Annotated in this window: 27 protein-coding genes; 8 read left to right on the top strand and 19 right to left on the bottom strand. The window is 59.3% G+C overall.

Annotation, left to right across the window (positions count from 1 at the left end):
* The first annotated feature begins 92 nt into the window (after positions 1-92).
* A complete protein-coding gene (locus QA639_RS13490; RefSeq protein WP_283090020.1) occupies positions 93-956 on the top strand; it encodes an SDH family Clp fold serine proteinase in 864 nt (287 codons plus the stop codon).
* A gap of 184 nt (positions 957-1140) precedes the next feature.
* Complete coding sequence (locus tag QA639_RS13485; RefSeq protein WP_283090019.1) at positions 1141-1563, top strand: hypothetical protein; 423 nt, start codon at positions 1141-1143, stop codon at positions 1561-1563.
* A 471-nt stretch (positions 1564-2034) separates the two neighbouring features.
* Here the strand turns inward: QA639_RS13485 and QA639_RS13480 are convergent, their stop codons facing one another.
* From QA639_RS13480 to QA639_RS13465, 4 genes are all read right to left on the bottom strand, one after another.
* Positions 2035-2508, bottom strand: a complete 474-nt coding sequence (locus QA639_RS13480) for a phosphate-starvation-inducible PsiE family protein (RefSeq protein ID WP_225646010.1) — start codon at positions 2506-2508, stop codon at positions 2035-2037.
* A gap of 23 nt (positions 2509-2531) precedes the next feature.
* A complete protein-coding gene (locus tag QA639_RS13475; protein WP_283090018.1) occupies positions 2532-4091 on the bottom strand; it encodes a DHA2 family efflux MFS transporter permease subunit in 1560 nt (519 codons plus the stop codon).
* 1 nt (position 4092) lies between these two features.
* Entirely contained in the window at positions 4093-5286 is a 1194-nt protein-coding gene (locus QA639_RS13470; RefSeq protein ID WP_283090017.1) for an HlyD family secretion protein, read from the bottom strand.
* 285 nt (positions 5287-5571) lie between these two features.
* Entirely contained in the window at positions 5572-6606 is a 1035-nt protein-coding gene (locus QA639_RS13465; protein ID WP_283090016.1) for an AI-2E family transporter, read from the bottom strand.
* 72 nt (positions 6607-6678) lie between these two features.
* Here QA639_RS13465 and QA639_RS13460 point away from each other — a divergent pair, with 72 nt between their 5' ends.
* The 5 genes from QA639_RS13460 to QA639_RS13440 all read left to right on the top strand — a co-directional run bounded on the left by QA639_RS13460 (position 6679) and on the right by QA639_RS13440 (position 11108).
* The gene (locus tag QA639_RS13460; protein WP_283090015.1) at positions 6679-7047 is read left to right on the top strand and encodes a hypothetical protein; all 369 of its coding nucleotides are present in this window, start codon (positions 6679-6681) and stop codon (positions 7045-7047) included.
* 191 nt (positions 7048-7238) lie between these two features.
* On the top strand, positions 7239-8252 hold the full coding sequence (locus QA639_RS13455; RefSeq protein ID WP_283090014.1) for an NADP-dependent oxidoreductase: 1014 nt from the start codon (positions 7239-7241) through the stop codon (positions 8250-8252).
* A gap of 377 nt (positions 8253-8629) precedes the next feature.
* A complete protein-coding gene (locus QA639_RS13450) occupies positions 8630-9247 on the top strand; it encodes an HdeD family acid-resistance protein (RefSeq protein ID WP_225646004.1) in 618 nt (205 codons plus the stop codon).
* A 668-nt stretch (positions 9248-9915) separates the two neighbouring features.
* Entirely contained in the window at positions 9916-10569 is a 654-nt protein-coding gene (locus QA639_RS13445; RefSeq protein ID WP_283090013.1) for a BON domain-containing protein, read from the top strand.
* Positions 10570-10883: 314 nt separating this feature from the next.
* A complete protein-coding gene (locus tag QA639_RS13440; RefSeq protein WP_283090012.1) occupies positions 10884-11108 on the top strand; it encodes an Hsp20/alpha crystallin family protein in 225 nt (74 codons plus the stop codon).
* A gap of 383 nt (positions 11109-11491) precedes the next feature.
* Here the strand turns inward: QA639_RS13440 and QA639_RS13435 are convergent, their stop codons facing one another.
* The 7 genes from QA639_RS13435 to QA639_RS13405 all read right to left on the bottom strand — a co-directional run bounded on the left by QA639_RS13435 (position 11492) and on the right by QA639_RS13405 (position 17065).
* Positions 11492-12679 (bottom strand): baeRF11 domain-containing protein, encoded by a 1188-nt coding sequence (locus QA639_RS13435; RefSeq protein WP_283090011.1) that lies wholly within the window; start codon positions 12677-12679, stop codon positions 11492-11494.
* A 92-nt stretch (positions 12680-12771) separates the two neighbouring features.
* Positions 12772-13209, bottom strand: a complete 438-nt coding sequence (locus QA639_RS13430) for an anthrone oxygenase family protein (RefSeq protein WP_225646001.1) — start codon at positions 13207-13209, stop codon at positions 12772-12774.
* A 36-nt stretch (positions 13210-13245) separates the two neighbouring features.
* Positions 13246-14079 carry a universal stress protein gene (locus QA639_RS13425; protein ID WP_283090010.1) on the bottom strand — a complete coding sequence of 278 codons (834 nt, stop codon included), beginning with the start codon at positions 14077-14079 and terminating at the stop codon, positions 13246-13248.
* Positions 14080-14880: 801 nt separating this feature from the next.
* Positions 14881-15081 (bottom strand): DUF2905 domain-containing protein, encoded by a 201-nt coding sequence (locus tag QA639_RS13420; protein WP_148772456.1) that lies wholly within the window; start codon positions 15079-15081, stop codon positions 14881-14883.
* Between the two features lie 21 nt (positions 15082-15102).
* Positions 15103-15831 (bottom strand): Bax inhibitor-1/YccA family protein, encoded by a 729-nt coding sequence (locus QA639_RS13415; RefSeq protein ID WP_283090009.1) that lies wholly within the window; start codon positions 15829-15831, stop codon positions 15103-15105.
* Between the two features lie 61 nt (positions 15832-15892).
* Positions 15893-16522: a hypothetical protein gene (locus QA639_RS13410; RefSeq protein ID WP_283090008.1), complete on the bottom strand. Its 630-nt coding sequence runs from the start codon at positions 16520-16522 to the stop codon at positions 15893-15895.
* Between the two features lie 303 nt (positions 16523-16825).
* Entirely contained in the window at positions 16826-17065 is a 240-nt protein-coding gene (locus QA639_RS13405) for a hypothetical protein (RefSeq protein ID WP_225645996.1), read from the bottom strand.
* A 225-nt stretch (positions 17066-17290) separates the two neighbouring features.
* On the opposite strand from QA639_RS13405, the gene QA639_RS13400 reads away from it, so the two are divergent.
* The gene (locus QA639_RS13400; protein ID WP_283090007.1) at positions 17291-19003 is read left to right on the top strand and encodes a cation:proton antiporter domain-containing protein; all 1713 of its coding nucleotides are present in this window, start codon (positions 17291-17293) and stop codon (positions 19001-19003) included.
* A 118-nt stretch (positions 19004-19121) separates the two neighbouring features.
* Here QA639_RS13400 and QA639_RS13395 read toward each other — a convergent pair whose 3' ends face one another.
* From QA639_RS13395 to fdh3B, 8 genes are all read right to left on the bottom strand, one after another.
* The gene (locus QA639_RS13395) at positions 19122-20087 is read right to left on the bottom strand and encodes a TerC/Alx family metal homeostasis membrane protein (protein WP_283090006.1); all 966 of its coding nucleotides are present in this window, start codon (positions 20085-20087) and stop codon (positions 19122-19124) included.
* A gap of 218 nt (positions 20088-20305) precedes the next feature.
* Positions 20306-20986, bottom strand: coding sequence for a DNA polymerase ligase N-terminal domain-containing protein (locus tag QA639_RS13390; protein WP_283090005.1), 681 nt, complete (start codon positions 20984-20986; stop codon positions 20306-20308).
* The gene (gene ligD, locus QA639_RS13385) at positions 20986-21903 is read right to left on the bottom strand and encodes a non-homologous end-joining DNA ligase (RefSeq protein WP_283090004.1); all 918 of its coding nucleotides are present in this window, start codon (positions 21901-21903) and stop codon (positions 20986-20988) included. The genes QA639_RS13390 and ligD overlap by 1 nt, the downstream gene beginning before the upstream one ends.
* Positions 21904-22083: 180 nt before the next feature.
* A complete protein-coding gene (locus tag QA639_RS13380; RefSeq protein ID WP_283090003.1) occupies positions 22084-23559 on the bottom strand; it encodes a CYTH and CHAD domain-containing protein in 1476 nt (491 codons plus the stop codon).
* Between the two features lie 138 nt (positions 23560-23697).
* A complete protein-coding gene (locus QA639_RS13375) occupies positions 23698-23823 on the bottom strand; it encodes a hypothetical protein (protein WP_283090002.1) in 126 nt (41 codons plus the stop codon).
* A gap of 55 nt (positions 23824-23878) precedes the next feature.
* Entirely contained in the window at positions 23879-24385 is a 507-nt protein-coding gene (locus tag QA639_RS13370) for a DUF3305 domain-containing protein (RefSeq protein ID WP_225645991.1), read from the bottom strand.
* 101 nt (positions 24386-24486) lie between these two features.
* A complete protein-coding gene (locus tag QA639_RS13365) occupies positions 24487-25575 on the bottom strand; it encodes a formate dehydrogenase subunit gamma (RefSeq protein WP_283090001.1) in 1089 nt (362 codons plus the stop codon).
* Positions 25553-26155, bottom strand: a complete 603-nt coding sequence (gene fdh3B / locus QA639_RS13360) for a formate dehydrogenase FDH3 subunit beta (RefSeq protein WP_283090000.1) — start codon at positions 26153-26155, stop codon at positions 25553-25555. Before fdh3B ends, QA639_RS13365 begins: the two co-directional genes overlap by 23 nt.
* Positions 26156-26689 lie beyond the last annotated feature (534 nt).

The following is a 26689-nucleotide window of genomic DNA, read 5'->3' as shown; positions in this document are numbered from 1 at the left end:
ACGATATCTCTGTGCTCTGCACGCGGAGCAGCGTTTTGCCTTTGGCCTAGTCGTTACGACTAACCAGCGTTCCGCTCGCCGAGGAGGACACGATGTCGACAGGCGATATTATCTGGATGTTCTTCATATTCTCAGCGCTCCAACCGATGCTGCGGCAGCAGTTTCTCGAAGTCTTGCGGGTACGCAAGATTTCGCAGATCGAGCGCGAGCGACAGTCCCGGGTGATCCTGCTGGTGCACCGGCAGGAAACGATGCGGTTTCTCGGCTTTCCGCTTGCGCGCTACATCGACATCAACGATTCCGAGGACGTCATGCGCGCTATCCAGATGACGGACGCCGATGTGCCGATTGATCTCGTGCTTCATACTCCGGGCGGACTCGTCCTGGCCGCATTGCAGATCGCCAAAGCGGTACGGGAACACAAAGCGAAGGTCACCGTCTTTGTACCGCACCACGCCATGTCGGGCGGTACGCTGATCGCACTCGCCGCCGACGAAATCGTCATGAGCAAGCATTCCATGCTGGGCCCGATCGATCCGCAACTCGGGGACTCACCGGCCGCCTCGCTGATCAAGGTCTTGGCAGACAAGCCGATTGCAAAGGTCGACGACCGCACGCTGATCATGGCCGACGTCGGCCGCAAGGCGATCACGCAGGTCAAACAGGCCGCATGCGAGCTGCTGACCCGTCGACTATCCGCGGAGAAAGCCGGTGCCGTCGCGGACACCCTAACCTCCGGCACGTGGACCCACGACTATCCGATATGGGCCTCCGTCGCGACGTCGCTCGGCTTGCCCGTGAGCACCGAAATGCCGCACAACGTCCTCAAGCTGCTCAAGCTCTATCCGCAACCCGTCCGAATGCAAAGCGGCGGCGGGGTGGAGTACCTGCCGGTCGAGCGGCGCGGATCGGAAGGACCGAAGATGGATGCGTTCGGATGGCCGCGGGTTCCGTAGCGCATCCAAGTCGCACGATCAATTCGCCCTCATCAATTATCAAGTCACGAAACTCGTGTGAACTTGACGGCAGTCAACGTGCCCGGCTCTGTCACATGTATAAATACCTGATCACCAAGCGGCTCGAGTGTCGTGGTATCCCCGACCGCCTCGGTTGATCCCTCACTCTATTCAGGAGACGATCATGCACCAACTAATTCGCGGAGGCGCGATCGCCGTTGCGCTTCTTGGCAGCGTAAGCTTCGCCGCCGCCCAGCGCGCCTCTGGCGACGTTCACCCCGATTTGACGGCAAGTCAGCAACAGACTGTCAGCCAGGGACTCGCGTCTTCGCCATCACAGCCCGCGCCGTCCGGCGAGCAACCGCAGGTTGGCAATAAAGTTCCCGATTCCATGTCAGCGCAGTCGATGCCGGGCAACGTTACCGATAAGGTTCCCGAGACGAAGAACCTTCTCTTCGTCAAACTGCCGGACCGGATCGTGCTGATCGATCCCGACAACAAGCTCGTCACGCAGATCGTCATGGACAGCACCACGACGGATTCGAGCACCACGGGATCGAATACCAGCGGATCGACGACCAATACCTTGGACCGGCCTTCTCGGTAACGATCCGCAGCTAGATTGATCTCGTCGGATGATACCGGCGACGCGCGTGTATCGCATGGCGCGTCTCCGGGCAGCAACCGAAAGTGATTTGATTGTCAAATCCCGTTTCTCGTTGCCATCGCCAGCGACGGTCGTCTCGACGATCGTCGCTCTTGCTCCGTGGATGAATCGTGCTGCCGCGGGAAACTCGGGCTCACGCACTCAAGACGAACGAGCTTGCCCAAGGCTACCGTTCTGTAGCCCAAAGCTAAACCTTGACGTCAATAAGAGCGAGACGGTCGGAGGATCAAGGATTTCATTCGGCAAAGACGGTAACATCGATGCCATCGTCGCCGTCAACGATTTCGCCCGTCTCGTAGGCCAGCCTACGCTATTCCCCATTACCGTAAGTTCAACCTTTCCCTCCGTCGGAGGTAGTGCGCCCCAAAACTGCCGGCTTTCGTCAGCAGTTGATAGCGCTTCGTACTAACGTCAGGCCATCTCGTCCTCCGCCAGATCGCGACGACCTATCAGCCAATAGATAACGCCGAGCGCGACGATCGCCGCCGCCAGCGACAAGATGTGCAGCGCGTCCGTCTCTGTGAGATCGAGGATGATGACCTTCCGGCAGATAGCCAATAACGTGATCATCACGACCGAGCGTATCTGGACAACGGTATCACGGCGCTCAGCAACCACCAGAAGCGTTTTCTTGAACTCGAGTGCAATGATCACCGTCAGGATCATGCCGAATGCAGCCTGAAACGCCGAGTAGTCGGATGGATCGAATCCTCCAGCGAGAACCAGGCCAAACAAGATCTTCAAGGTCAGGGTCCACATGGCGGCGACGACGATGACGGCAATCAACGCCGTGAGGAACATGACGACGACGTACTCGAAGCGTTGATACAGCGACAGCAGCCCCAATCGTTCTCTCGCATCCCTCAACTCGTGCTTGATCGACATCAGGGCCTCCGACACGCCGCGTCTCACGCTTCTGGCGTCTCACGCTTCCACAATCCTTCCTGGCGGACTCTCTTTCCAGGCGCTCGGGGTGGACGTTGTATCAGTATTACCAGCGGGATCGCCAGCAAGGACACGAACATCATCAGCTTGAAATTGTCGATGAACGCGACAGCTTCTGCCTGTGCTGAAACGAGCTGGGCAAGTGCGGCCCGCCCCTGAACGGTTGCGAGACCGAAATGCTGGGCATGGTCGCGTATCACCTGCCGGTAGGGGGTGATGTGCTCGACCAGCTCGGCCTGGGCGGTGGCTGAATTGCGCACCAGCAGATAGCTCATCAGGGAAATGCCGATGCTCGCCCCGATATTTCGCATCAAATTGAAGAGCCCGGTTCCCTGCGTGCGCAACGTCGAGGGAAGGGTTCCGAACGCCACCGTGCCGAGCGGTACGAAGACGAATCCAAGGCCGAAACCCTGCAGTAAACCGGTGCGGACCAGGGTGCCCTGCGATACGTCGGGAGTAAAGCCGGTCATGAAATAGAGGGACAGCGCCGTCAGTCCGAAACCAGTCGCGATCAAGATGCGTCCGTCGATATGGCGGATGAGTTGCCCGACCAACAACATCGCGACCATGGTCCCGACACCACGTGGCGCTAGCACGAGGCCCGCCGTCAGCACTGGATAGTTCATGAGCTTTTCGAGATAGGGCGTCAGCATCGATAGCGTCGCTAGCAGCACGACACCGACGATGAAAATCAGGATGACCCCGACGACAAAATTCCGGTCGCGGAACAACGCAAGATCAATGAAAGGATCGGCCATCGACAGGGAGTGGACCGTAAAGAGATAGAAGCCGAGCACGAAAAGGGCGGCTTCCAACTGAATCTCGGGAGAGGAAAGCCAGTCGAGGCGCTCGCCCCGGTCCAGGAAAAGCTGCAATGCACCAATGCCCAGGCTGAGCGACGCAAATCCGAGCCAATCGAGCCGCCGCGCAAGGGGCCGATCGGTGCGCCGTCCGAGAAACAGCAAAATGCCAAGCGCGCACAGCAGGCCAACCGGCAAGTTGACATAAAACACCCAGCGCCAGCTATAGGAGTCGGTCAACCAGCCGCCGAGTGTCGGCCCGAGAATCGGGCCCAACATGACGCCGAGGCCGAATATCGCCGTCGCCTGTCCTTGCCGCTCCGGCGGATAAACGTCGAGCAGCACGGATTGCGAGAGCGGCACCAGCGGCGCGCCAAAGATACCCTGAAGCAGTCGAAAGACGACCATCTGTCCTAGCGATACGGCCGCCCCACAGAGCATCGAGGTCACAATGAAGCCGATCACCGCTGTCAGGAATAATGGCTTGCGGCCGAGCCTTGCTTCGAGCCAGCCAGTCGCCGGCGTAACGATCGCCGCTGCGACGATATAGGAAGTCAGGACCCAGTTGATTTGGTCGCTCGTTGCCGACAGGCTGCCCTGCATATATGGCAACGCGACATTGGCTATCGTGGTATCAAGCGCCTGCATCAGGGTCGCAAGCATCACGGTTACTGTGATCATTCCGCGGTTCATGATGCTGCTATCTGCGGCGCTGCTCGCCATGTCAGGCCCCGAAAATCGCGGTGAAGTCATGCCACAGCTCGCGGAGCGATCGCTGGTGGCCGGTGTCGATCGAGATCTTGACACTCATCCCCGCGCGCAGTGGCGGGTGGTTCGCGGGTTGATCGAAAGAAAGACGAACCGGAATGCGCTGCACGACTTTCACCCAGTTGCCTGTGGCATTTTGCGGCGGCAGTAGTGCGAAGACCGATCCACTCGCGGGTGCCAGCGACGTTACCTGCGCTGCAATCGGCGTGTCCGGGTAGGCGTCAACGATGACCCGCGCCGGATTTCCTTTCCTCACATAAGTGAGATCCGTCTCCTTGATATTGGCTTCGACATAGAGATCGCGCGTCGCTACCAGCGGAAACGCGGCTTGTCCGGCATTCAAAAAAACGCCTATCGCGATGCTCTCGACGTTGTGCGGAATGCCGTCGAAAGGTGCGACGATAGAGGTCAGTCGCAGGTTGCGCGCGGCGAGATCGACGGCCGCCTGCGCCTGTTTGACCGTGGATTGCTGGTCGACCGGCAAATCCAGGTTGCCGCCAATCTGGGCGAGCGCCGCCGCTGCCTCCCGCTCCAAGCTGGCCAGATTGGCCTTGGCCGCCTGAAAGTCGCGGATTGCGGCATCGAGCGTCGCCCGAGGCGAGGTGCCAGTGTTGTAGAGCTGCTGCTGGCGTTCATAATTGGCCTGCGTGTAGTCGACCGAGGCCCTTGCCTCATCGATCTGCTTCTGGCGTGCGCGGTAAGTCTCGATCAGCGTGTGCGCCTGGTCGCGTGCAATGCCGAGCTGCGCTTCGGCGTTGGCTAGCGCAAGCCGATATGTCTCCGTATCGATGTTGAAGAGCGGGTCGCCTTTCTTCACCGGCGCGTTCGACCTTGCCGCGATGCCGATGACCTGGCCCGAGATCTGCGCGCTGATCGACGCGCTCACCGCCTGAACATAAGCGTCTTCCTCGGACACGTAGCGGCCGGTCATCAGATAAAGCGCGAGCGCGCCGGCAACCAGCGCGACCGGACCAAGGGCCAACAGCGGTCGGCGCCAGCGGCTTCGCGATGGCGCCGGCTCGCCTTCTACGCCAGGCTTCTCCGTCGAACCCTGAAGTTCCCGATCCAGGTAAGGAGAACGCCTCGGGAGTGCGCGGGCCGCGGTGGGTTCGCCAACTTCCGTAAATGCTTCGAAGCCGCTATCTGGCATGGCGCGATACTCGCCGTCCCGGTTAGTGGCAATGTTGCGTCAATCGATCGTCGGCACCTTGATGGGTGTCAGCCTCTCGCGAAATACAAAATCCAGGCAGAAAATTGAGCCTCGACAATGCATGAGGCTGCTCGATTTGCGATTTGACTTTGGCGCCCCCGCGTCGCTTGCCCTGCGTGGGCGCTCCTCCCAAGGCTTGGACCGCCGGCGAAAGCCGCGCGGTCCGCTTTTTCCGCCCGATGAACGACGAGAGCAACGGGACCTCGTGACGGTCACCCCCAACCCTCACTCCCGAATGCCGATCCATTCACGCCATACGGTCAGGAGCGCCGCCATGATTACCGGGCCAAGAAAGAGGCCTACCAATCCAAACGACTGCATCCCGCCGAGAATTCCGACCAGCACCAGCAGGAAGGGCAGCTCAGCGCTGCCTCCGATAAGAGCCGGCTGAATGAAATTGTCGCCGATCAGAAGCACCGCCGCACCAAAGACAAACAGTCCGATAGGCGCCAACAAGCTTCCGTCTTGAACAACCAAGGTCAGAGAAGCCGCCGCAAGCGCAACCCAGGCGCCGAGCGGCACCATCGCCAACACAATTGTCATCACCGAAAATAGCAGCGGGCGCGGCACGCCCACCATGACGTAGGCGATACCGACGACAGCGCCCTTCACAATTGCCGCTGCGATCGTTCCGTTCACAGTGGCGCGAGTTGCGTCGGCGATCTTGCCGATCAGGCGAGTGCCGGGTTTGCCGAGCAGCCGCCGAGCGGTGACGACCGAACGGTTCGCAAACCATGTTCCGTCACGCAGCATCAAGGAAAGCGCGATCAACGTAATGGCGAAGAGAAAGAGTCGATGTAGCAGTGCGCCGCCGAGCGTTCCGGTCCAGCTCGTCAGACTTTCGATGTTTACACCGCGAAGCCATTCCGTGAGAGCCTCGGGTCTGCTGAGGTTGGCACGCCACCAGAGATCGAGGTATTTGCCGGCAATCGGCAGCTGCGCGAACCAAGCAGGGACAACAACGCCGCCCTCGCGCAGGCGATTGAGCACGTGCACAAGAGCGTCGCTCCCCTGGGCGACCTGACGCACGGTCAAGACAATGGGTACGAGAAGAACAAGGCCGATTATGCAAGTAAACAACAACGATGCTAGCAGTGATGAAGGACGGCCAGAAATCAGCTGCGCAAACCTAACATAGATCGGCCAGGTCGTGATGGCAATCACGCCTGCCCAAATCAATGCAACCAGGAAATCGCGCGCGACCCAAAGCGCGAGCAACACCACTGCGACTGCGATACCGGTCTGGGTGATCGCCCGCATGTGCGATTCGAATGGGGGTGGAGGTTCTTCCAGCGTGCGAAGTCTACTTCCGTCGTCGCTTCGCACGAAGTCATGGCGCTGCATTGGGGATCCATCGTGCTGGCACCGATCCGTCTGCTCGCAGGCTACATGGCTAGCCACTTCCCCACGTTGATGGACATCAACTTGCCGATGCCGATGCGCCGTTCGAGTGGGTGCCGCTTTCGCGGGCGCGGTTTTCAATTCACCCAGATCGAATTGACAGGCATCAGGTGGTTTCGCCGCGGAGCTGAGGTTATCTGTTCCAGTGTCTCGGCCGGCCTTGCTGTTGATGCCCTTGCTCAAATCGTTCGAACCCGAACTCATGAGGACGTCGCCAGGCACAGCTTGCTCCAATTTGTGCTACGCAGCACGACCATCCGTATCCTGCGCATCTCGCCATTTCCTCCTCATTGCGCCTGAATTTCGGGCGCGTTCTTCCACCCCGAACCCGCGATTGAAGGCCGTTAAGGTTGGTCCACGCGGCGGAACGACAGGGCGGCGCGGCGGGCTCACAGGCGGACCCTCGCATTTCCTTCCGAAATTGACCGACGTCAGCGTCGCTGCCGGCAATTTCCTCCATGCAGGCGGAAAGCCCACGCGAGATAGCCACTATGCTCGATCGTCCCCGCAATGCTTTGCTTTTTCGGCATCACACGATGCACGTCCCCCGCACCATGTTTGCGGCGGCCATCGACCGCTTCGGCGGACCGGAGGTGATCACTGGTCATGCTTTAGCGGTGCCGCCGCTGGACGCTGACGAAGTCATGATTGCCGTCGACACCGCCGGCGTTGGCGGGTGGGATGCCGACGTCCGGGAGGGGTTCTATGCGCCCCGCAAGCCGCATTTTCCATTGGTACTAGGCTACGACGGTTCCGGAATCGTCGTCTCTGTCGGCTCGCGGGTACGACGGTTGAAAGTCGGCGACGAGGTCTATTCCTACAATTGGGAGAACCCGAAAGGCGGCTTCTACGCCGAATACGTCGCCGTGCCTGCCGACAAGGTCGCGCCGATCCCAAAACGGCTTGACCTGCGACATGCTGGCGCGATCCCGATTACGGGATTGACGGCACTGCAGGGGATTGACGACGCACTGAAGCTGAAGAAGGGCGAGACCATCATCATTCACGGCGCTTCCGGCGGCGTCGGAACGCTTGCCGTGCAATTCGCAAGACTTCGCGGCGCCCGGGTATTCGCAACAGCATCAAGCCAGGAAGGCGTGGAACTCGTGCGGGAGATGGACGCGCATGTCGTCGTCGACGGCAAGCGCATCGACATCGATGACCAAGCGCGCCGCTTCGCGCCCGACGGCGTCGACGCCATCTTGGCGCTCGTGGGTGGAGATGCGCTGGAGAAATGCCTGAACGTGCTGCGGCCCGGCGGCCGGCTGGCGCACCCGAACGGCATCGAGCCGGCCCCGAAGAAGCGGCGCGGCACGGAATTGATCCGCTACGACGGCATTTCAGGCGTTCGCGAGTTCGAACGCCTCAACGCGGCGGCCCACGCAGCGAAACTCAAAGTTCCGATCGCGGAATGCTATTCCCTGGCCCACGCGCACAAAGCGCACGAACGTCTAGCCGAGGGTCATGTAGTCGGCAAAATTATCCTAGCGATACACGCTTCGTAGTGGCGAGACATGTATCTCGGCGCTCCGCGCCCAAGCTCGCCGACAGGGGGCAATTTCCACGTACCCGCGATTACATCTGCCACTAGATCAGAAATGGCCGATCGGAAATCGGCAGTTCGTTCATATTGTGCTCGACATCAGACGAATTTGGGGCGGGATAAAGCGTTTCCTTTTCCACCGGAACCTTGGGAGAGGAATGCCGTGGTCTCCAGTTCGAGAACGACCGAGAGAATTCCAACAATTTCGACTGAGCGGTCACCCGCGAAGATCGATACGGCCCAAAGGTGCACGGAAACATTTTTGACGCCCGTCAAGGCGCCCGTCATCCGGCACGCGCTAAGCATCACCAAAGGTCAATCAGATTGCGGGAGCATGTCATGACCAGCACGACGTTCACTGGCCCCTCGGACGCCAATACCGATGCTGCCACGGCGGCGCTCGCTCCAACCTGGTGGCTGTTCCTGGTGCGAGGCATTCTGGGCATCATCTTCGGATGTCTCGCATTGATCTTTCCCGGCCCGACAATGCTGTCGCTGGCGCTCCTGTTCTCCGCGTACATGCTGGTCGATGGCGTGGCCGGGATCGTCTCGGCGGTCCGCGCGATGCGCCGCAGGGGCCGCTGGGGATTTCTGATCTTCGAAGGGCTGGTCAATATCGCCGTGGGCATCGGAGCCCTCCTCTGGCCGGGCCTTACCGTGCTTGCCTTCGTGTTACTGGTCGCCTCATGGGCGATCGTCACCGGCGCGTTGATGACGGCTGCGGGTTCTCGCCTCAACCTGGAGCATGGCCGATGGTGGCTGGTCTTGGGTGGCATTCTGTCGCTGGCATATGGCGCGCTGCTTTTCTTCACGCCATTAATCGGAGCTCTCGTTCTAACTTGGTGGATGGGCGCGTACGCCATCGCCTTTGGCGTCGCCCTGATCATATTCTCGTTCCGACTTCGAGCGCGGCAGCAGCAGGCGACCAATCCTGCGGCCGTGGGCACGGTTGCCTAGCGGACCTGTGATGACGCCACGACGATCGAGCCATCAAAGGCACAAGAGCGGGGCCAAAGCCCAGCTCCCCCGCGAAATTGAGACGACCCCGGCTGAGGACGAATTCGTCCTGATGAGCCTAATCGAGACATTTCCGGCAAGCGATCCTCCCGCCTGGATACCTCTCACTCGCGTTGGCGTTCCTGAGCGACGGGCCAAATCCAAGTCTGCTCGAAAACGGCATTGGTGACCGGCACAATCTTTCCTGCAAGGTCGGGTAGCTAAGAACCATCAACCTTCGCTCTGCGGTCCCCGATCGCCGCTCTTGGGCGTCGCCGATCGAATTGGCGGAGGCAAACAGGACGCGCTCGTGGCGGAGACTGCGCCCGCAAGCCGGTTTCCGCATTGACAGTTTGTGAAGCGAACCGCTGCATATCGCGCGCCTCTCGGCCGCCAGCCAGATGGCCGCAGGGCTCACTCACGATTTGAACCAACCGCTCAAGGCAATCATCAACTCGGTCGATGCTGCAAAGCGATTACTGGATCGCGAAGATCGTACCGAGAAACCTGTTGCGAAAGTTGATGAGCATCATGGCTGGACGTGTGACACCTCCTAGGATTGCCGTTGATCGGTAGCGTAATTGACCCGCCGATCCCACAATCCGCATTGTACAGACCAGGAGCCAATCATGAGATCCGACCGTGAAATAGAACGCGACGTCCGCGAAGAGTTAAACTGGGATCCCGATCTCGATGCCGAGGACATCGCCATCTCAGTGAAGGATGGCGTGGTCACACTGGCTGGATTCACCAGAAGTTACAGTGACCGGCTGGAAGCCGAGCACGCGGCGAAGCGCGTCGCGGGCGTGCATGCCGTCGCGAATGACATCGAGGTCCGGCTACCGTCGATCGATCAAAGGCCGGATCCGGACATCGCGCGCGATGCGATTGACAGTCTGAAGGCTCAACTGCCCCTTTCGCACGAAAATATCAAGGTCGTCGTCAAAGACGGCTGGCTGACCCTCGAAGGCACAGTGGAATGGCAATACCAGAAAACCACCGCCGAAAATGCCGTGCGAAAGGTAAAAGGGGTCAAGGGCGTGACTAACGTCATCTCACTAAAGCCCAAGGTCGAGCCTACCGACATTCAGCGCAGGATCCAAGAGGCGTTCAAGCGGAATGCGGAGGTCGATGCCAATCGCATCGCCGTCGAAACCCACGGCAGCGAGGTCATCCTGAAAGGCACCGTTCGCTCGTGGATCGAACGCGAGGAAGCTGAGCGTGTCGCATGGTCGGCACCAGGCATCACCCGTGTCGAAGACCGGATTGTGGTCAGTCCATAACGGCCCCGGCCTGTTATCCGCCCGTTAGTTAACGTCTTTTCGAGGCACAAGGAGAGTGCCAAGGTCATTGGTTCCGTTTCGTGAGAGCGGCGCACCGACGCGACCGAATTTCAGACTGTTCGGCATCGACGGGCTGTTCAACGAGCTCGTGCAAGCAATAGCCTCAAACGACGGCACGAAGTCGCTCACCCATAACATCGAAATCACCGGACCGACGAGGCCGTTGAGGTAACCGCTGAGATGCCCCGGCCTTGAAGGCAAGGACGTCGAAATATCGATCGAGGATAATACCCTCACGATCAAGGCGAGAAAAAATGATCGAGGATAATCAAAAAGACAAGAACGTGCAGCACAGCGAGCGCATCTACGGCATGTTCATGTGTGTGTTACAGTTGCGTTCCGGCATTGATCCGTCCAGCGTCCAGGCAGCCATGTCCGGCGGCGTCCTCAAGGTCACAATACCCAAACCGGCCAAGTCCATGCCGAAGAAGATCGAGGTCGAGGACGCCTCGCAGGCGGAGGCCAAGAAAGCCGCCTGAGCCGGCAGCAGCGGGACGCGTGGTAGCACCTCCTCCTCGGCCAATGCGTCCCGCATACGATCGCCGACAGCCCATCGCGGCGCCTCACCCCTCATTCCCGCAGAGATTGCTGTCGCCACGAAGCAGCCACTCCTGGTCAAAAGCAATTCGGATCGATCTCGGAACCACCAACTCTTGCGTCGTCGTGACGAAGGGAAGTAAGGCCAGTTGATCGAAAATGTCGACGGCGCGCCCGCGCCCACACCACCATGGTTGCGTTCATCGACGATGGGGAAGTCCTGGTGGGGCACCGGCAGAGCATCATCAATCCGGAAAAACACGAACGCGGCAACGGAGGCGTCCGACCGAACTGTGGCGACACCTGACGGCGGCCTGACCGTGCTTCAATGGAATGCGTAGCGGAGGATGGCGGTCAGTGGAGCCCGATTCGGTAGTTCATGTTGCTTGGCGCCCATGACCCTAGCGCCGGTGGACAGCGCCCGCCGCGCGACTTCGTCGACGACGCTGTAGGTTTCGGCATCATCAGAAGCTGAATATGTCACGCTGCCATCGAAGTCGCTGACGAGACCCGGTACAACTGCATCAAGATCGACAACGAGCTGATCGATAGCACCTGCAGTCGCAGCATGCGCCGCATAGGAAACGTCAGTAGTTGCACGTCGGGGCTTGAGCTCGTCGTAGCGCGCGATCACAGCTCTCAGTTCGCGGGAATAGAGACGGTCGAGAATCGGAATCGCTGTATCTCCCAGTTCGGCATCCGTCTTCCGGCCTGGGTTTCCTTCGATCGTCTCGTCGGCCAGCCTTGAATACGTAGTGACGGACCGGAACATCGACGCGAGAGGCTCCTCCGCCGCAAGAGCCAGAGGTGGTGCATTGCGTCCCGAAAGCAGGCTGCGGGTGGCGTGCTCGACCTTCCTGACATACTGGTGCAGCAGGACCTTTTCGCCTTCGAGGTTCTGCAGTTTGCCGCGCGGGGCGCGTACGTGAAATGACGGCCGCTGGGTCGCTTCCTCCGCGTTCTTGGGCAGGCCACGAACCTGCAGCCGTTCTGGCGGAAAATTGGCGAAGGCGTGAATTAGCCGAACGCTCTCCTCCGCCAACGCAAGCACGAAGATATCGTGCGGCGACGTCATGGCGCGGATCAGCGGTGTTAGATGGAAGCGGTCCGCGACTTCGGCGAGCGGCTTTGGGGACTCCGGCAGGCGGAACGTCCGCATTGTCGCGGACGTGGTGAGCACCGCCAATCCAGTAGACAGGTAATGCCAGAACGAATCGACCGGGTCCGGCTTTCGACGCTGGAGCCTTCTGATCTTGTCTTCATCCTGGACATTGTGCTCTACGCCCGCGAGGTGATCGAACTGTCCCTCGAAGGCAACGATCTTGCTGTTGTCGGCGCCGCCTACCTTGAGCTGCGATAGCGCGTCCCTGGCCAAGTCCTTGAACACAGTACGGTTGAGCTGGGCGTTACTCCCCAAGGGAGATGTCGGCAGATACAGGGAAACGCAGGTCTCGCCCTTGATCTGCGCCAGCGCCCTGAACTCCTCCAACGTTGGAATATCGATATGCAACATTGACCCTCGCCCGGCAGAACCCTTCGCTCGCCTGTGGCATTGAGAGACCGACCTTGGCCGAAGCGCGGCACTCCGACATTGACGGCGATCAATCAGGGCGGCAATTCCAACGCCCACGCAAAGACGCCACAGGCTGCGAATCCGATCAGCGCGTACCCCCATTCCAAGAGCCCCCAGTCCCGCATCAGCCTGCGCAGCGGCGAAACCGGTTTTCCGATTCGAACAGCAAACAGCCAGACGTTCACTGGCATCATTACAAAATAGGTATACGGCCAGCTTGCCAGAATCGTAGTGCCCCCAATGATCCACCGAACGTCGCCACTCTGCCTGAACTGTACAAGCGCGATTGCGGCCGACAGCACGGCCACACCCGACAGCACCAGCGTGCCGCGCCGATTGCTCAGTTTCCATTCCTCGATCATCGCACGAGTATTGAGCCTGAGTCGCGCTGGCTGCTCAACGAGGCCGATGTAAACCGTAGCGCCGGAAAAGGCCGCGGCGACAGCAAATGCGTAAAGACCGAGCCGCATCGATCTCACTCCTGGCGCAGGCGGTTGTCGTACCCTTCAATGCGACATGAACACGGGCACCGTCATCGACTTCATCATATCGTGGGTCACGCCACCCAGAATGACTTCGCGCAGCCTCCCGTGACCGTACCCCCCCATCACGATCAGGGTCCCGGAATTATCTGCGACATAGGAAAGGATCGCATTGGTAACATCAGTGTCAGGGGTCACAACAGTCGCGATCTCGACCTTGACGTCATGATGCGCGAGGTGAGCCGCCATCTCAACACCGCGGACTTCCTTGTTCTCCGCGTTGGTCTTCCCGTTCAGCACGATCAAAAGATCCACAGCCGTCGCCTTCGCGAGCAGCGGCAACGCGTCGCTGAAGGCGCGTGCCGCCACGCGGCCGCCATCCCAACAGCACACCACGCGATCGAGCTTCAACCCGTCTTTCTGCACGTAAGGCACAACAATCAGCGGACGCCCTGACTGGAACAGCGCGGTTTCGATCATGTCATCGTTGTTCGCGCGAGACGGCTCGGATTGCATGAACACGCTCAGATCGAAGCGCCGAGCCAGGGCCGCAAAGATCGCGGGCGCCTCCGCCCCTATCGTCCTCAGCAAGCGGTGCTCTGTTGAAACAAGGCAACGCGCGGCCGCCGCATCGAAGCGTTCGATCGCGGCGAGCGCAGATCTTTCACTGCTCGCGACCATCTGGGCCAGGACATCAGGCGGAAGCTCCATCACGGGGTAGCCCGGAAACTCAGGGGAATATGCGAAGGCAACACCGGCAAGGTGGGTGCCAAACATCTCCGCAATCGAAATGGCAAACTCACCGGCCGGATCGCGGGTTACCTGATGCTCGAGATTGATGACAATGTCCTTGATCATCGAACCGTTCCAGCAAATATACGATGCGGCCCCTGAGCGCAGTCTCAAGACTCACGGCGCAACGGGCATTGATGACGATCAATCGGCGGGCCGCAGTTTTAACGGTGCAACGTAGCATCGGAACGATACTCACTCCGACAGATCAAGGAGAAACCTGACGTCACCCCTCGCCAGGGTTCCCTTGCCGGACCGCCTCCCGAACGTGAGAGTATCAGTAGCAATCCTCGATCCGGCGAACTCGCCACCTCCAACCGTCCCAGAAGCGTTCACGCCTAACGCGACAGTACGGCCCGAAATCGACGGGCTCATAGGCGTAGCTATAGTAGTATGGCTTCGGTGCGGCGAGTGCGGCGCCAATGAGTGCGCCCGCCGCCAGGCCGCCGACGACCGGAGCGACAGGAAATCCATGACGCCATCGAGCGTCCGCCGAGGTTGAGCTTGCCACCGAGCCGACGACAACGGTCGCACCAACCGCGAGCGCAATCATTGTTTTCCTCATCATGAGACCTCCGCTTCTTCACTTGTGACGAATCAACCGCCCGGTGTCCGAGATCCCGGACGCCAGCCCGCAGCGACGCTGACTCTAGCCGCCTGGAAAATGGTCCACATTGGCGTCTGTCAAGAATCGCTTGCCGCCTGTGTCGCTTCGCCCTGCAACGCTGTACAAAGACAATTGGGAAATTGATGGTCGTCAACGCGGCAGGCCGCGCGTCCACGTCGCCGCCGAGCGCGCACAGGCGACTGCTGCAAGTACAAGTGTCGCATGGGGCCGGCATACTGCCCGTTAGCTCCGACGCCGCGTCAACGGTTCGCGACCCAAAGAACGAGGCTGAACACCAAGCTGATAAGTATACAAGTCATCAGCGGGAAATAGAACGTCGTGTTTCCCCGCTCGATGACAATGTCGCCGGGCAGCCGCCCCAATCCGAGTTGGCTCAGATAGGGCCAAAGCAGGCCAACCGCCAGGATCAGCGCGCCTAGTAGGATCAGAACACGTGTCATCGCTATCAATCCGTGCGCCGCCTAATTGTCGCGGCGGTGACCGAACAATTGGAGCAGCATCATGAAGAGGTTGATGAAATCAAGGTAAAGTGCCAGCGCGCCAAGCACGGCCTTCTTGCCGGCGATTTCGCCGGTATCGGACTCAAGATACATCTCCTTGATGCGCTGTGTGTCGTAGGCAGTGAGGCCTACGAACACGATGACGCCGATGATCGAGATAGCGAACTGAAGCGCGCTCGATCCGATGAAGATATTGACGAGGGATGCGATCACGATACCGATCAGCCCCATCATGAGAAACGATCCAAAGCGGGAAAGATCGGCTCTGGTGGTATAGCCGTAGAGGCTCATCGCGCCGAAGGTCGCCGCCGTGATGAAAAACACACGCGCAATCGATTCCCCGGTGAATACCAGGAAGATGCCTCCCAGCGACAGCCCCATGACGGCGGCATAGAGCCAGAACAGCAGCATCGCCGTTCCTGCGGCCATACGCTGGATCCCGAAGCTCAAGAGCAGTACGAAGCCGAGGGGCGCCAGCATGACAAGCCAAATCAATGGCGTCGCCGCGATAGACTGGTAGAAACCGGAGGCCACGGCCAGGTAGGCCACGAGGCCGGTCAGCGCGAGGCCACCGGCCATATAGCCGTAGATGCGCTGCATATGGGCCCGCAAGGCGGCGTCGATCTCGGCGACCGATGGTGGAAAGCCCGCGTCCCGTGACTTGCGAGCATCAAAATCATAATAGCTCATGGCTTACTCCTGTGCGGTCGACTGATCGAGCAGCCTTGAACGTCAGTTGCCGATAGGCCTGCTAATTCGTATGCAAAGCGCGCTCGTTCCGTACCTGGTCAGCGCTATAGGGCACGGCGTTTGGATCGAACGCCTGCCAGCCCGACCTGCGGTATAGCTCGCAGCGTTCCTGAAGCCTTACCGCTGACCGGTTCATAATCGGCTCTATTCGCGGCATATCGGCCGGAGGCACCCGCGCGGCGACCAATGTTCCTCCGCGGCGAACGCCCTCGGCAAAGACGTGCGCATCTTCTTCGCTGATGCCGGCGTTGGTCAGCGCTCCCAGCAGGCCGCCGGTAGCGCCACCGATCGCCATGCTACCCAACATCGCTGCAAGCCATCCCACGCCCACCACGGCGCCGATGCCGGGAAGCGCCAGCATTGTAACGAGACTGGCAGCGGTCGCCGCCGTTGCGCCGATTGCGGCTCCAACGGCCGCACCCTCGAGCTTTCCGTCGCGGGCGGTGTCGCTGCTCGTAACCTGTTTCCGCAAAGGCACAACATTCGTGCTCTCGGTAGCTCGGTACCAGGTGTCGGAATTGTTCGAAATCACGCTAGTCTCCGAAGGCGGCAGACCCGCGATCGCAAGCGCGAAGATGACCCGGCGTGCGTCAGCATGTGAATCATAGAGGCGGCAGATAGTGATTGGCATGACACGCTCCCGTTGCGTGAAAGTGCCACGGATCGGCCACTTGCGGCAGGTAGCACCACTATTCTTGTCAATTGCGAAGAAACGTCACCTTGACGAGCGTCAACGGAACATGGCGGATTTCGTCGAGTTGTGCGCCTACCGTTGGTCTCGCTTGCGGCGCTGAGGAGTTGCGTTGGCCAGAGACGAGCGGTGCGCCCCTGCGGAACAATCGGGCTGCCTTTGCGCTCCACCTTCACGAGAAACGACCTCACCGCGCCTAACAGCGTGTTCCCGGGGTCCAGCGCTCACGCTGCAGCAAAGCAATCATCTGCCGGCGGCAATCTCGCAGGATCCGGCCGACACCGCCATTTGGACGGCTGCCTGCCAGTCTTGCCACGATGTCGGATCGACTGGCGTCCCGTCGGCCCACTTCAAGCTACCGAGCAAGAATGCGATCTGCTCGACCGGCCTACCATGGCGACGCCAAACGGCCTCGAGAAAGATCCGGATCGCGTCATAGCCTTCAATCACCGTAATAGTGTCGGTTGCTTTGAACGTGGCCATATTCAGTGACTCCGAGTTGCGCCCGTCATGCGGATTTTCTGCTGCGTAGCGCAACGGTCATAGCCCTCGGGACAAAATGCTTATCCTTCATCCGCCTCGTCACATTGACGGTTGTCAGCCGCTGAGCGCTGAAACATTTTTCTCCGATTAGCGGAACTTGATGCTCATCACGGCAATGACAAATCTGGACAACGAACTGGGGGGCGAAGCGCATCGGAGCTGCGCATGGCCGACGACCTATTGATCAAGACACTAATCGTGATCCTTGCCTCGGTCTGCGCCATCAGCCTGGTCGCGCGTCTGAGATTTGCGGCAGCCGGCGGTTACCTGCTGGCCGGCTTGGTAATCGGGCCACACGGTTTGCAACTCATCACCGCAAGCGATGAAGCAAGATTTCTGGCCGAGCTCGGCATCATTTTCCTAATGTTTATGGTTGGCCTCGAGTTTTCGCTCTCGGCAATGATTGCCGCACGCCGCGACGTTTTCGGCGCCGGCAGTCTGCAAGTCGGGTTCACCGTTTTTATCGTGACGGGATTTGCGACGCTTTCGGGTGTGAGCTTATCCGGCGCGGTGCTGCTCGGTGGTGCAGTTGCGATGTCATCGACCGCCATCACGCTCAAGCAATTGGTCGATCAGGGAGAGGTCAGCAGCCAACAAGGCCGCCTTGTGCTGGGAATCCTGCTCTTTCAGGATCTTGCTGTCCTTCCCTTTCTCGTCGTGCTGGGTGGGTGGCAACCAGGCGGTGGGCCGGAACCGTTGGGAGCACTGCGCCAGCTCGCAACAGCGACGATTGCACTCGGCGCCGCGGCTTTCGTCTGCAAACCGGTTTTTCGCACGTGGCTTACCTGGGTTGCCCGGACCAGCTCGGCGGATCTATTTCTGCTCACCGTTCTGTTGCTCGCGCTCGGTACGGCGTTCGTCGGACATGTCGCCGGTCTTTCCGGGCCGATCGGAGCATTCCTCGCCGGTATGGTGGTCAGCGAAAGCGACTTCCGTCATCAGGTAGAGGACGATATCCGACCCTTTCGTGACATCCTGTTGGGCCTATTCTTCGTCACCGTCGGCATGGAGGTGGATCCCTCAACCGTGGCTGTGGCGCCCATGACCGTCCTCGCGTGGATAGCCGTATGCCTGCCAGGAAAGGCCGTCGTCGTGATCCTGGTTGGTGCAATCATGCGCTGGCCAGCAACGGTCGCAGTGCGAGTTGCCCTTATTCTAGCACACGGCGGAGAAGCCGGTTTACTCCTACTCACACAGGCGGTGCGAGTGAATGCCCTGGAAGCGGGCGTTGGGCAGCCTGCTCTGTTGGCCCTAGCGGTCACCATGGCGCTCGGTCCAATGCTGATTCAAGCGAGCTACCGATTTGCAGAACTCGTTCGCGGAGCATCACATCGCCTCAAAGCACATGCCGAAGAGGCTGCCATCCGCCAGGAAAGCCGAGATCTCAGCGATCACGTGATCCTGTGTGGCTGTGGACGCGTGGGCCGTCCAGTGGCGCTCGTGCTGGAGGCAGCAAAGGCTCCGTACATTGCGATCGAGTCTGACTTAATGCGCTTTCGCAGGGCAAAACAGTCTGGACACAAGGTCGTCTTCGGCGACGCGGGCCGCAAACGGGTTATGGAAGCTGCCGGCGTCGCCCGAGCGCGCCTCGTCGTGGTAACCTTCGATCGACGTCATTTGATTGAACGCATTCTTCACTATGTGCGCCAGCAAAATCCAGCGGCATCCTCCGTCGTAAGTGCTGCCGATGATGAGGGAATCTCATCGCTGGCGCTGGCGGGCGCCAGCACCGTGTTTCCAGAGAACATCGCGGCCGGCCTCGCGCTGGCTGACCAAGTGCTCCTTGTTTGCGGTTTCTCCCAGGATGATGCCGCACGCATCATCACTGCAGTTCGAGCCGAACTCCATCCGGAACTGCGTGGGCACGTCGGCCGCTAAACCGCGAGATCCCATACATTGGAAACTAGACCAGCCACAGGTCCAGCCCGCAACGTTCGGCAACACTATAGCATAGCCCATGCTGACGCGCTGTTTACTCTCGCTGCGCTCGATTTCCCTAAGTGCAATTTGACGCACGCCTCCCAAAGAGCAACGATGCAATGACCCCGCTTGCCAAAAGGATCGCTACGGCACCGAGCGTAAGGAACATGCTGGTCGGTCCTTCAACGAGAACGTCTTTCAGCAGTAGCTTGATCCCGATCAGCACCAGGAGCAGCCCAAGCGAGGTTCTGAGATAGCGAAACCGATCGACGGCTCCGGACAGCGCGAAATAGAGCGAACGCAAGCCGAGCAGCGCCATGATATTGCTCGTGAACACCAGGAACGAATCGCGCGTGATGGAAAAAATCGCCGGAATGGAATCCAGAGCGAAGATCAGATCAGACGCTTCGATCATGATCAATGCCAGCGCAAGCGGCGTAAGGGCCAGCTGCCCTCTTCGCCTCACGACAAATCGTTCACCCGCGAATTTCGGGAAGACAGGAAAGAAACGCCTTATCCATATTATGATCGGATTCTTTTCAATATCCGGGGGGTGTCCGACCAGTCCCATCCTGACACCGCTGACAATCAAGAACGCGCCGAAAATGTAGAGAATCCAGTCGACACGCTCGATTAACGCGGTGCCGGCAAGAATCATCGCGGCGCGCATGATTACTGCACCCAAGATTCCCCAATATAGTACGCGATGCTGAGACGCGATCGGAATGCGGAAGTACGAAAAAATCAAGGCGATGAAAAAGAGATTGTCCAGGCCGAGCGATTTTTCGATCAGGAAGCCTGTAAGGAATAGAACCGCGGCCGCTCGTCCGTCTGGTTCACTCCCGGCAAGATCAAGCCCGCACCAATGATTCTCATAGAGAAAAAAGATCACGACATTGAAAGCGAGAGCGACGGTGATCCACCCCGCGCTCAACATCAGCGCCTCCTTGAAGGCTATCGTGCGAGCCTCGCGATGAAGTACACCGAGATCCAATGCCACCAAGAAGAATACGAAAACAATGAATGCCACCCACAGCCACATCAGGAACTCTCCAGATTCCGAAGACTCTTAAGTGGTGGTGCCGCGCCTCCATTTTTTGCATTTACCGGACCAATCCTAAGGGGTCCCGTGCGCTCCGCATTGACAGAGGCCAAGTCGCGAAGGAACTCTGTGAGGGATGAGGCTGCCAGTCCCTGCCATGCTAACGAATTGACCCACGCGGCAGATGCCGCTCCTCCGATCGGCAGCCGCGGCTGCATTCAGACACGCTGCCGGCCAGGTCGAGGCTTTGCTGGTTTTCTCTCCCTGATCTCCTTCATGCGGCGGCCGGTAAGAACAGAGCGATCGAAACGTGCGCTCTCGATGTCCCACGACGGATCAGCGTACTCGTCGCGACTTTTGACGAGCAACCAATAGCCTCTTCGGCCAGAATTCGCGGATCGATGTTTGGTTTGGATTAACGTGAAACCGCCGCGCAGTTTTTCTCCCTGCAGCACAATTTGAACTTTGCCGCGAGCCAGTTGCTCCTCTGGCGGCTGATTTTCCAGTGGCTCATACGTTCCCAAGTCCCAGACCATCACGATCCCTGCTCCGTACTGGCCGGGCGGGATCACGCCTTCGAACTTCGCATATTCGAGCGGATGGTCCTCCGTCCTTACGGCCAAGCGCTTGTCTGCAGGGTTCATTGAAGGGCCTTTTGGCACTGCCCAGGATGCCAAAACCCCATTTACGGCGAGCCGGAAATCATAGTGAAGTCGGCTGGCAGCGTGTTTTTGAACCACGAAGGCACGCGTGCGACCGCGTCGCCGCACTCGCCCGACCGGTTCGGGCGTTTCCGTAAAGGCTCTTTTGCCTCGATATGCTGCGAGCGACACCTGTTGTCCTTTAGACCGATTTAGAGTTCCGCCGGCGGTATTTGGCGATGTCGCCTCATTGCACATCAGCCCTCACGCACGACATCCTCCGGCCGCTTGTCATCCCGCAAGCCGAGAAATCGAGGGTGTCTTAACTTACCTCCTACCGTCCACTCGGTGAATCCGATCTGCGCGACGAGCTCCGGCTTCACCCAATGCACGCCGCGCCGCGGCAACCCATCCTCGGCAAAGGGGGAACTCGGCGTCTCCAGCCGAGCGAGCATTTTGCCAAGACGCCGCAGCAGATCGTCGGCGAACCCCGTCCCTACTTTCCCGGCATACACGAGCTTTCCTCCGCGGTAGTAACCCAGCAGCAACGCTCCGAATCCGCCGCGGCTACCTCGTGGATCGGTGTAACCGCCAATGACGAACTCCTGTTCTCGCTTGCACTTGAATTTGAGCCAATCGCGCGTTCGCTTGGACACGTACACACTGTCCGCGTCCTTTGCGATGATACCTTCCCCTCCCGTCCGACACGCCTGTCGGTAGTAATCCTGGCCTTCAGTCGTGCGATGTTCCGTGAACCGCAAGGCGTCATGGAAGTCAAAGGCCTGGCGAAGTACCTGCTTTCGGTGCCGGAGCGGAACCCGCCGGATGTCGTACCGGTCCAGGTAGAGCAGGTCGAACATATAGAACCATACCGGCACCTTGCGAACCAGTTCAGTCGGCGGACGCACCACCTGCATGCGAGCTTGCAGCTTTGCGAAGCTAGTGATCTGGCCGTCGAACGCGACAATCTCACCATCCGCAATAAAGGACGTGGCTTCCTGCTGATGCATCGCCTGAACCACCTCGGGATATTTTGCATTCAGTCGAATTCGATTCCGCGAAAAGAGAGCGAGATCGCGACCTCGGCGAAAGGCGAGGCAGCGCTCCCCATCCCATTTCGGCTCAAATATCCATCCCTGTCGCGAGAAGACTTCATTCGTAAGCGTCGCCAACATGGGCGCAACCCATTCTGGCTGCGCGCGCTTTCGAAGCCGGGCCCTGGCGTCAGTGGGTAGTCGGTCGAGCAGATCGCAGCCGAACATGGGCGCTCACCTACCAACCGGAACGCGAGCGAAAGCCCCAGCGTTAGTACCACTCTGACCTCGAAAGAAGTTGCTCGACACCATCGTTTTGCCTCACCAGAACGGCTTCAACCGTCTAAAGCGACGAATACGCTTTCTGATTTTCGGATGGCGTTCAGCCAGAGCCCGCTCATGCCAACCTAGCACGATCCCTCCCGCACGATTGATCGCGCGAACATCGCGGTTCGTTGCGTTACCAATCTGATCAACGAGATCGTGGGCGACGCGCACGTCATTTGTATAGCCGAGATCGTCCTGCAAAGACTTCAAGTATCCAACGAACGTTCGAATTCTGGCCCTGCTAAACAGGCTTCCCAGAAATTCGACGATGTAGTGCAAATGCTTCAGCGCGATACGCAGCCTGTGCCGCTGAGCTGCCGTAAACCCTTCGAACTTCTTGCTACGTTTGCAAGCCTTGCGGTGATGCCGATCGATCAGGTCGGGAGCGACATCGACGATAGGCGCTAAAAGAACGACCGCATGTTCTGATATTTCCTGATCACGCCACCCACGGGCCGCAAACCATCGCAACAGCCGCAACATCGACGTAGCGCATCTTTCGGACATGATCGCCTGTTTAACATGCTCAAGCGCCGCATCTCGCTGGCGCTCCGTGGCATCGATGAGATGTTCGAAGTCTGAGCTGGCAGGCAATGCATGGGTGACCGCGCCGACCAGGGAGGCGGCAAAACTGTCCAGATTGCGCACCGGTGCAAGGGAGTGAGCGAGCCATCTCAATTCCTCCGAGGCCCAGTGGTAATGCTTCTCCTGCAGGAGCCGCTTCAAGGCCAAAAGCGCGGAGCGAAGACGGCGAACGGCGACCCGCATCTGGTGGATGCCTTCCGGATCACCCGTGAGAACGGCCTGTTCGTTGCTAAGAACGTGGGTGAGGCAGTGTCGCCCGATGCGTTGTAGCGCGGCCTCGACGCTCATGACAGGATCGAGCGTGATAGGTCCCACATGGACTGCCTGCGGTATCAACCTATCGGCTCCAAGCAGTCGATAACCTCGCTCGGCCTTGCTGCAAGGCTCGATGCGGATTGGCTCAGTTTCGAGCAGTTGCAACGCTACATCGAAGATCACTCGCGGATCGCCCTCCTTGAGCTCAAGTTCGATTTCGCTGACCGGCGCGCCTGCACCGCGGGTGCAAGTGCGGATCTCTCCCTCGTCAATAGCCGCCTCGATCCGCGCGGATGGGTCCCGAGTAATTTCGATCGTTGTTCGCGTGACTATCGTCATGAAGACGGGACGCAACTCCTCATCGCGGACCAGGTCGCGCAGCCACCTTCCAGTCATCGGCGCATCGAGAATCGGCCATTTGCTCCGGATATGGTCCTCCCACTCGCCCCTCTCCAAAGTATCCAACCGAGCTGGATCTTCGACCTTGACGGTCTGGACGAACTCCGAGCCCTGCTTGCGTACCCGAAGCGATAACCGCTCGCGGTGGAGCGCAAGCGTAGGTATGTCGTAGTACGTACTGACTAGCGTCGACCGGGCCTCCGATTTTGCGGTCGGCATCGCCAGGAGCATGCGCTTCAGCTTTTCGAACTTCTCCGGCGGTGCGGCGCATTTCAGTTCGAACTCGGTTGAGATGGGACTTCTCCTTGCACGCAGCTAGGGATCATGCGCACTTTTGATCGGGGCGGCCAAGGGGCCGAAGAACCCGCGCTAAATTCTCACGCCCGGTTCCGTCAGTGCTGCCGCTGAAGATTTTTGCACAAAATTGTCGAGAACAGCAGCCGCCCCCGCAGCAATGATGCCGACGACAAAGCATGCGACGATGAACGCGCGCATTGTATTTCTCCTGTTTCCGGTTACATCGAACGCAAGATGACACTATCCCGTTCCGTTATCGCTCGCGCTCTTGTCTTACTTTCCGATGCGAGGACGTCTGTTGGTCACGTTGGCGCTTGACGAAAGGACGATCGACATGATGCTCGGCGATGAACTGGGCGACAATCTTCACGACGTCCGGCGGCATTGGCACGGCTTCCACATGGTTGGTTTCCGCGTTGGTGAACCCTTCTCCCTCGGCTGGATCGGCCGTTACGGCGAGGATTTCATACGGCCCTCGCTCCGAGGCAACTGGACGCAAGGCCGTCCATAACGCCGGTGTTCCCGACGCGAGGTTGTCGTGATAGTTGGCAGTCTCGGTTCGGTGCAGTTCGATCACGGCTTGACCTACAAAAAACAAGGTCGTGTCCTCTCGCGTGTCAACTGGTGTCCAAGGAGCGGCCGTTGGTGTTCCGGCAAGCACTGAAACCGGTCCCCACAGAAAGTCAGCCCAGACGCTTCTCGCCTTGCGCCGTTCAACCAAGACGCCGACCGGAATCACCGCAAGAGCTGTTGATCTCAATGAAACGCCTCCTTTCGGGCCGCCGGCAATTGCTCCTTATGCAGACTGACGATGAGCCAGATGCGGCGCGCCGGCTGGGATCGAAGCGCGCCGTCCAACGCTCATTCCGCCACAGTCGCCGAAGGCGGCCTCAACCGAACTTCATTTGCCAGTTGTTGAGCGATCCAATGATCGTGGTGTTCTTTAGCCCAGTTGAGATCGACCTCGCCGGTACCCATGGCCTCGAATGCACCCTCCATTCCGATCGTACCGATATAGATGTGGGCCAAGATCAGGGCGACGAGCAGAACGGCCACCACAGTATGAACGATCTGCGCGAGTTGCATCCCGGCGATGCTCACACCATAAAAAGGAAACATCATCAGGAACCCCGATACGGAGACCGCAGCGCCAGCCGCCACTGAAAGCCAATAGACAAGCTTCTCGCCAAAGTTAAAGCGTCCGGCCGGGGCATGTTTGTTCTTGATGAAACCCCCACCCTGCTTAATCCAGTCGAGGTCAATTTTTTGGAAAAGGTTGTCCCTGAAGAAGATCACGGCAATGAGGACGAGGCCGATCGCAAACGAGAAACCTGTGAAGTTGTGCACGTACTTTGCCGCCTGCGAGACGAGCGTGAACGCGTCCGGGCCGATCACCGGCAACAGCAACACTTTGCCGAAGGTAACGTTAAGGCCGGTCAAGGCAAGAACGACGAACGACACCGCCGTCAGCCAATGTGCAAATCTCTCATACGCCTTGAAGCGGAAGATCTTCTTTCCCGAGCGCCCCTCGGCAATCCGGATCGGTCCCACAATCAAGTACGCCAATCCGAGGATCGCGATGGTGCCGAGGATTATGACTGCGCTGGCCCGATGCAGCAGCACCTCATGGACATACTGCCACGTTCGTCCAGCCGGTTCGATCAAAACACCGGCCTTGGGGTCGGGAATATCTACCCGACCTTCGACACGGGGGGCCTGATTCAGAAGCGTCTGCTCATCGATGACGCTGGCTGTTGGGTTAGGGGCGCCATCCGGGCCGCGCTTTTGCGCTTGGGTCGGAACCGCCGCGGCAATCGAAAGGAGGGCGACTGCGACGACAAGAAGGCGAACACGCACGCGAAACGCCATGACGACCAGCCTCTCCGCATTTCCACCTAGCACTTCACTGCCCACTCCGCGTTGCGGTTCAAACTCGAACTGCCTCGCCATAAGCAGTCATCCAACCCCATGAGCCAGAACCGTAGCCCCGCTTGAATACTCGTTCCTTGTAGATCTGAGCAATGACTTCGCCGTCGCCGGCCAGCAAAGACTTGGTCGAGCACATCTCGGCACACATCGGTAACTTACCCTCCCCGAACCGGTTCGATCCGTATTTTGCGAATTCCTCGGCACTGCCCGGCGCTTCGGGTCCGCCGCCGCCGGCGCAGTAGGTGCATTTATCCATCTTGCCGCGCGAGCCGAAATTGCCGACCTGCGGATATTGCGGCGCGCCGAATGGGCACGCATAGAAGCAGTAGCCGCAGCCGATGCACAGATCCTTCGAATGAAGCACGACGCCGTCTTCGGTCGAATAGATGCAGCTGACCGGACAGACGGCCGCGCAGGGCGCATCGGTGCAATGCATGCAGGCCATCGACACCGAGCGCTCGCCGGGCTTGCCATCGTTGATCGTGACGACCCGCCGGCGGTTGATCCCCCAAGGCACCTCGTTCTCATTTTTGCATGCGGTGACGCAGGCGTTGCAGTCGATGCATCGATCCGCGTCACAAAGGAATTTCATGCGCACCATCGCTTTCTTCCTTTCATTCCCTCCGGATCTGGCCGTGGCTCGCCTTCGGCTCCTGCGTGACAGTCGCTGGATCTTAGCCGCATGTCGCACGTGCTCATGCTCTTGCCGACCACCGGGATATTTGACAGCCTTGGCGGTCGCCGGCTCCCCTACCACGGGCAACCGGCGGCAGTTCCCGTACCGCCAATCGCAAAGCGAAGCAGGTCGCGCTGGTCCACCTTCGTCGCAACATAAGTACGCTATCCATAGATTCGACCGCTAAAGCTGACTGGGTTTCGGCTTTCCGCCTTGAGTAACGCATTGGCGACGGGATTGAAAATGACGGACGTCAACTACGAAAGATCAAACAGATCCCGACGACGAGAGCCGTTGCATAGAATGTGGCGGCGACCTAGATGGCAGCGGCGACGATTAGCAAGGCGCGTCCTGCACTGATGGACATTTGACGTTTGTCAACGACATTTCCGTCGGGCAACACCATGATGCTAAGAACTCGATTGCGGTACGTGGATACGAACGCTCGCAAATTGCGAT

It is taken from the genome of Bradyrhizobium pachyrhizi (assembly GCF_029714545.1).
GTDB lineage: Bacteria > Pseudomonadota > Alphaproteobacteria > Rhizobiales > Xanthobacteraceae > Bradyrhizobium > Bradyrhizobium pachyrhizi.
This window is presented reverse-complemented; position numbering and strand designations above follow the sequence as displayed.

What these genes read in the sequence shown, in the direction of transcription:
- QA639_RS13445 (WP_283090013.1), top strand. Translation starts at nt 9,916, where the DNA reads ATGAGATCCGACCGTGAAATAGAACGCGACGTCCGCGAAGAGTTAAAC.
- QA639_RS13465 (WP_283090016.1), bottom strand. Translation starts at nt 6,606, where the DNA reads ATGCGGGCGATCACCCAGACCGGTATCGCAGTCGCAGTGGTGTTGCTC.
- QA639_RS13405 (WP_225645996.1), bottom strand. Translation starts at nt 17,065, where the DNA reads ATGGCCACGTTCAAAGCAACCGACACTATTACGGTGATTGAAGGCTAT.
- QA639_RS13455 (WP_283090014.1), top strand. Translation starts at nt 7,239, where the DNA reads ATGCTCGATCGTCCCCGCAATGCTTTGCTTTTTCGGCATCACACGATG.
- QA639_RS13490 (WP_283090020.1), top strand. Translation starts at nt 93, where the DNA reads ATGTCGACAGGCGATATTATCTGGATGTTCTTCATATTCTCAGCGCTC.
- QA639_RS13440 (WP_283090012.1), top strand. Translation starts at nt 10,884, where the DNA reads ATGATCGAGGATAATCAAAAAGACAAGAACGTGCAGCACAGCGAGCGC.
- QA639_RS13375 (WP_283090002.1), bottom strand. Translation starts at nt 23,823, where the DNA reads ATGCGCGCGTTCATCGTCGCATGCTTTGTCGTCGGCATCATTGCTGCG.
- QA639_RS13430 (WP_225646001.1), bottom strand. Translation starts at nt 13,209, where the DNA reads ATGCGGCTCGGTCTTTACGCATTTGCTGTCGCCGCGGCCTTTTCCGGC.
- QA639_RS13425 (WP_283090010.1), bottom strand. Translation starts at nt 14,079, where the DNA reads ATGATCAAGGACATTGTCATCAATCTCGAGCATCAGGTAACCCGCGAT.
- QA639_RS13475 (WP_283090018.1), bottom strand. Translation starts at nt 4,091, where the DNA reads ATGGCGAGCAGCGCCGCAGATAGCAGCATCATGAACCGCGGAATGATC.
- QA639_RS13450 (WP_225646004.1), top strand. Translation starts at nt 8,630, where the DNA reads ATGACCAGCACGACGTTCACTGGCCCCTCGGACGCCAATACCGATGCT.
- ligD (WP_283090004.1), bottom strand. Translation starts at nt 21,903, where the DNA reads ATGTTGGCGACGCTTACGAATGAAGTCTTCTCGCGACAGGGATGGATA.
- QA639_RS13435 (WP_283090011.1), bottom strand. Translation starts at nt 12,679, where the DNA reads ATGTTGCATATCGATATTCCAACGTTGGAGGAGTTCAGGGCGCTGGCG.
- QA639_RS13380 (WP_283090003.1), bottom strand. Translation starts at nt 23,559, where the DNA reads ATGCTCCTGGCGATGCCGACCGCAAAATCGGAGGCCCGGTCGACGCTA.
- QA639_RS13365 (WP_283090001.1), bottom strand. Translation starts at nt 25,575, where the DNA reads ATGGCGAGGCAGTTCGAGTTTGAACCGCAACGCGGAGTGGGCAGTGAA.
- QA639_RS13420 (WP_148772456.1), bottom strand. Translation starts at nt 15,081, where the DNA reads ATGACACGTGTTCTGATCCTACTAGGCGCGCTGATCCTGGCGGTTGGC.
- QA639_RS13410 (WP_283090008.1), bottom strand. Translation starts at nt 16,522, where the DNA reads ATGCCAATCACTATCTGCCGCCTCTATGATTCACATGCTGACGCACGC.
- QA639_RS13400 (WP_283090007.1), top strand. Translation starts at nt 17,291, where the DNA reads ATGGCCGACGACCTATTGATCAAGACACTAATCGTGATCCTTGCCTCG.
- QA639_RS13485 (WP_283090019.1), top strand. Translation starts at nt 1,141, where the DNA reads ATGCACCAACTAATTCGCGGAGGCGCGATCGCCGTTGCGCTTCTTGGC.
- QA639_RS13395 (WP_283090006.1), bottom strand. Translation starts at nt 20,087, where the DNA reads ATGTGGCTGTGGGTGGCATTCATTGTTTTCGTATTCTTCTTGGTGGCA.
- QA639_RS13415 (WP_283090009.1), bottom strand. Translation starts at nt 15,831, where the DNA reads ATGAGCTATTATGATTTTGATGCTCGCAAGTCACGGGACGCGGGCTTT.
- QA639_RS13480 (WP_225646010.1), bottom strand. Translation starts at nt 2,508, where the DNA reads ATGTCGATCAAGCACGAGTTGAGGGATGCGAGAGAACGATTGGGGCTG.
- QA639_RS13470 (WP_283090017.1), bottom strand. Translation starts at nt 5,286, where the DNA reads ATGCCAGATAGCGGCTTCGAAGCATTTACGGAAGTTGGCGAACCCACC.
- QA639_RS13460 (WP_283090015.1), top strand. Translation starts at nt 6,679, where the DNA reads ATGGCGCTGCATTGGGGATCCATCGTGCTGGCACCGATCCGTCTGCTC.
- fdh3B (WP_283090000.1), bottom strand. Translation starts at nt 26,155, where the DNA reads ATGGTGCGCATGAAATTCCTTTGTGACGCGGATCGATGCATCGACTGC.
- QA639_RS13390 (WP_283090005.1), bottom strand. Translation starts at nt 20,986, where the DNA reads ATGTGCAATGAGGCGACATCGCCAAATACCGCCGGCGGAACTCTAAAT.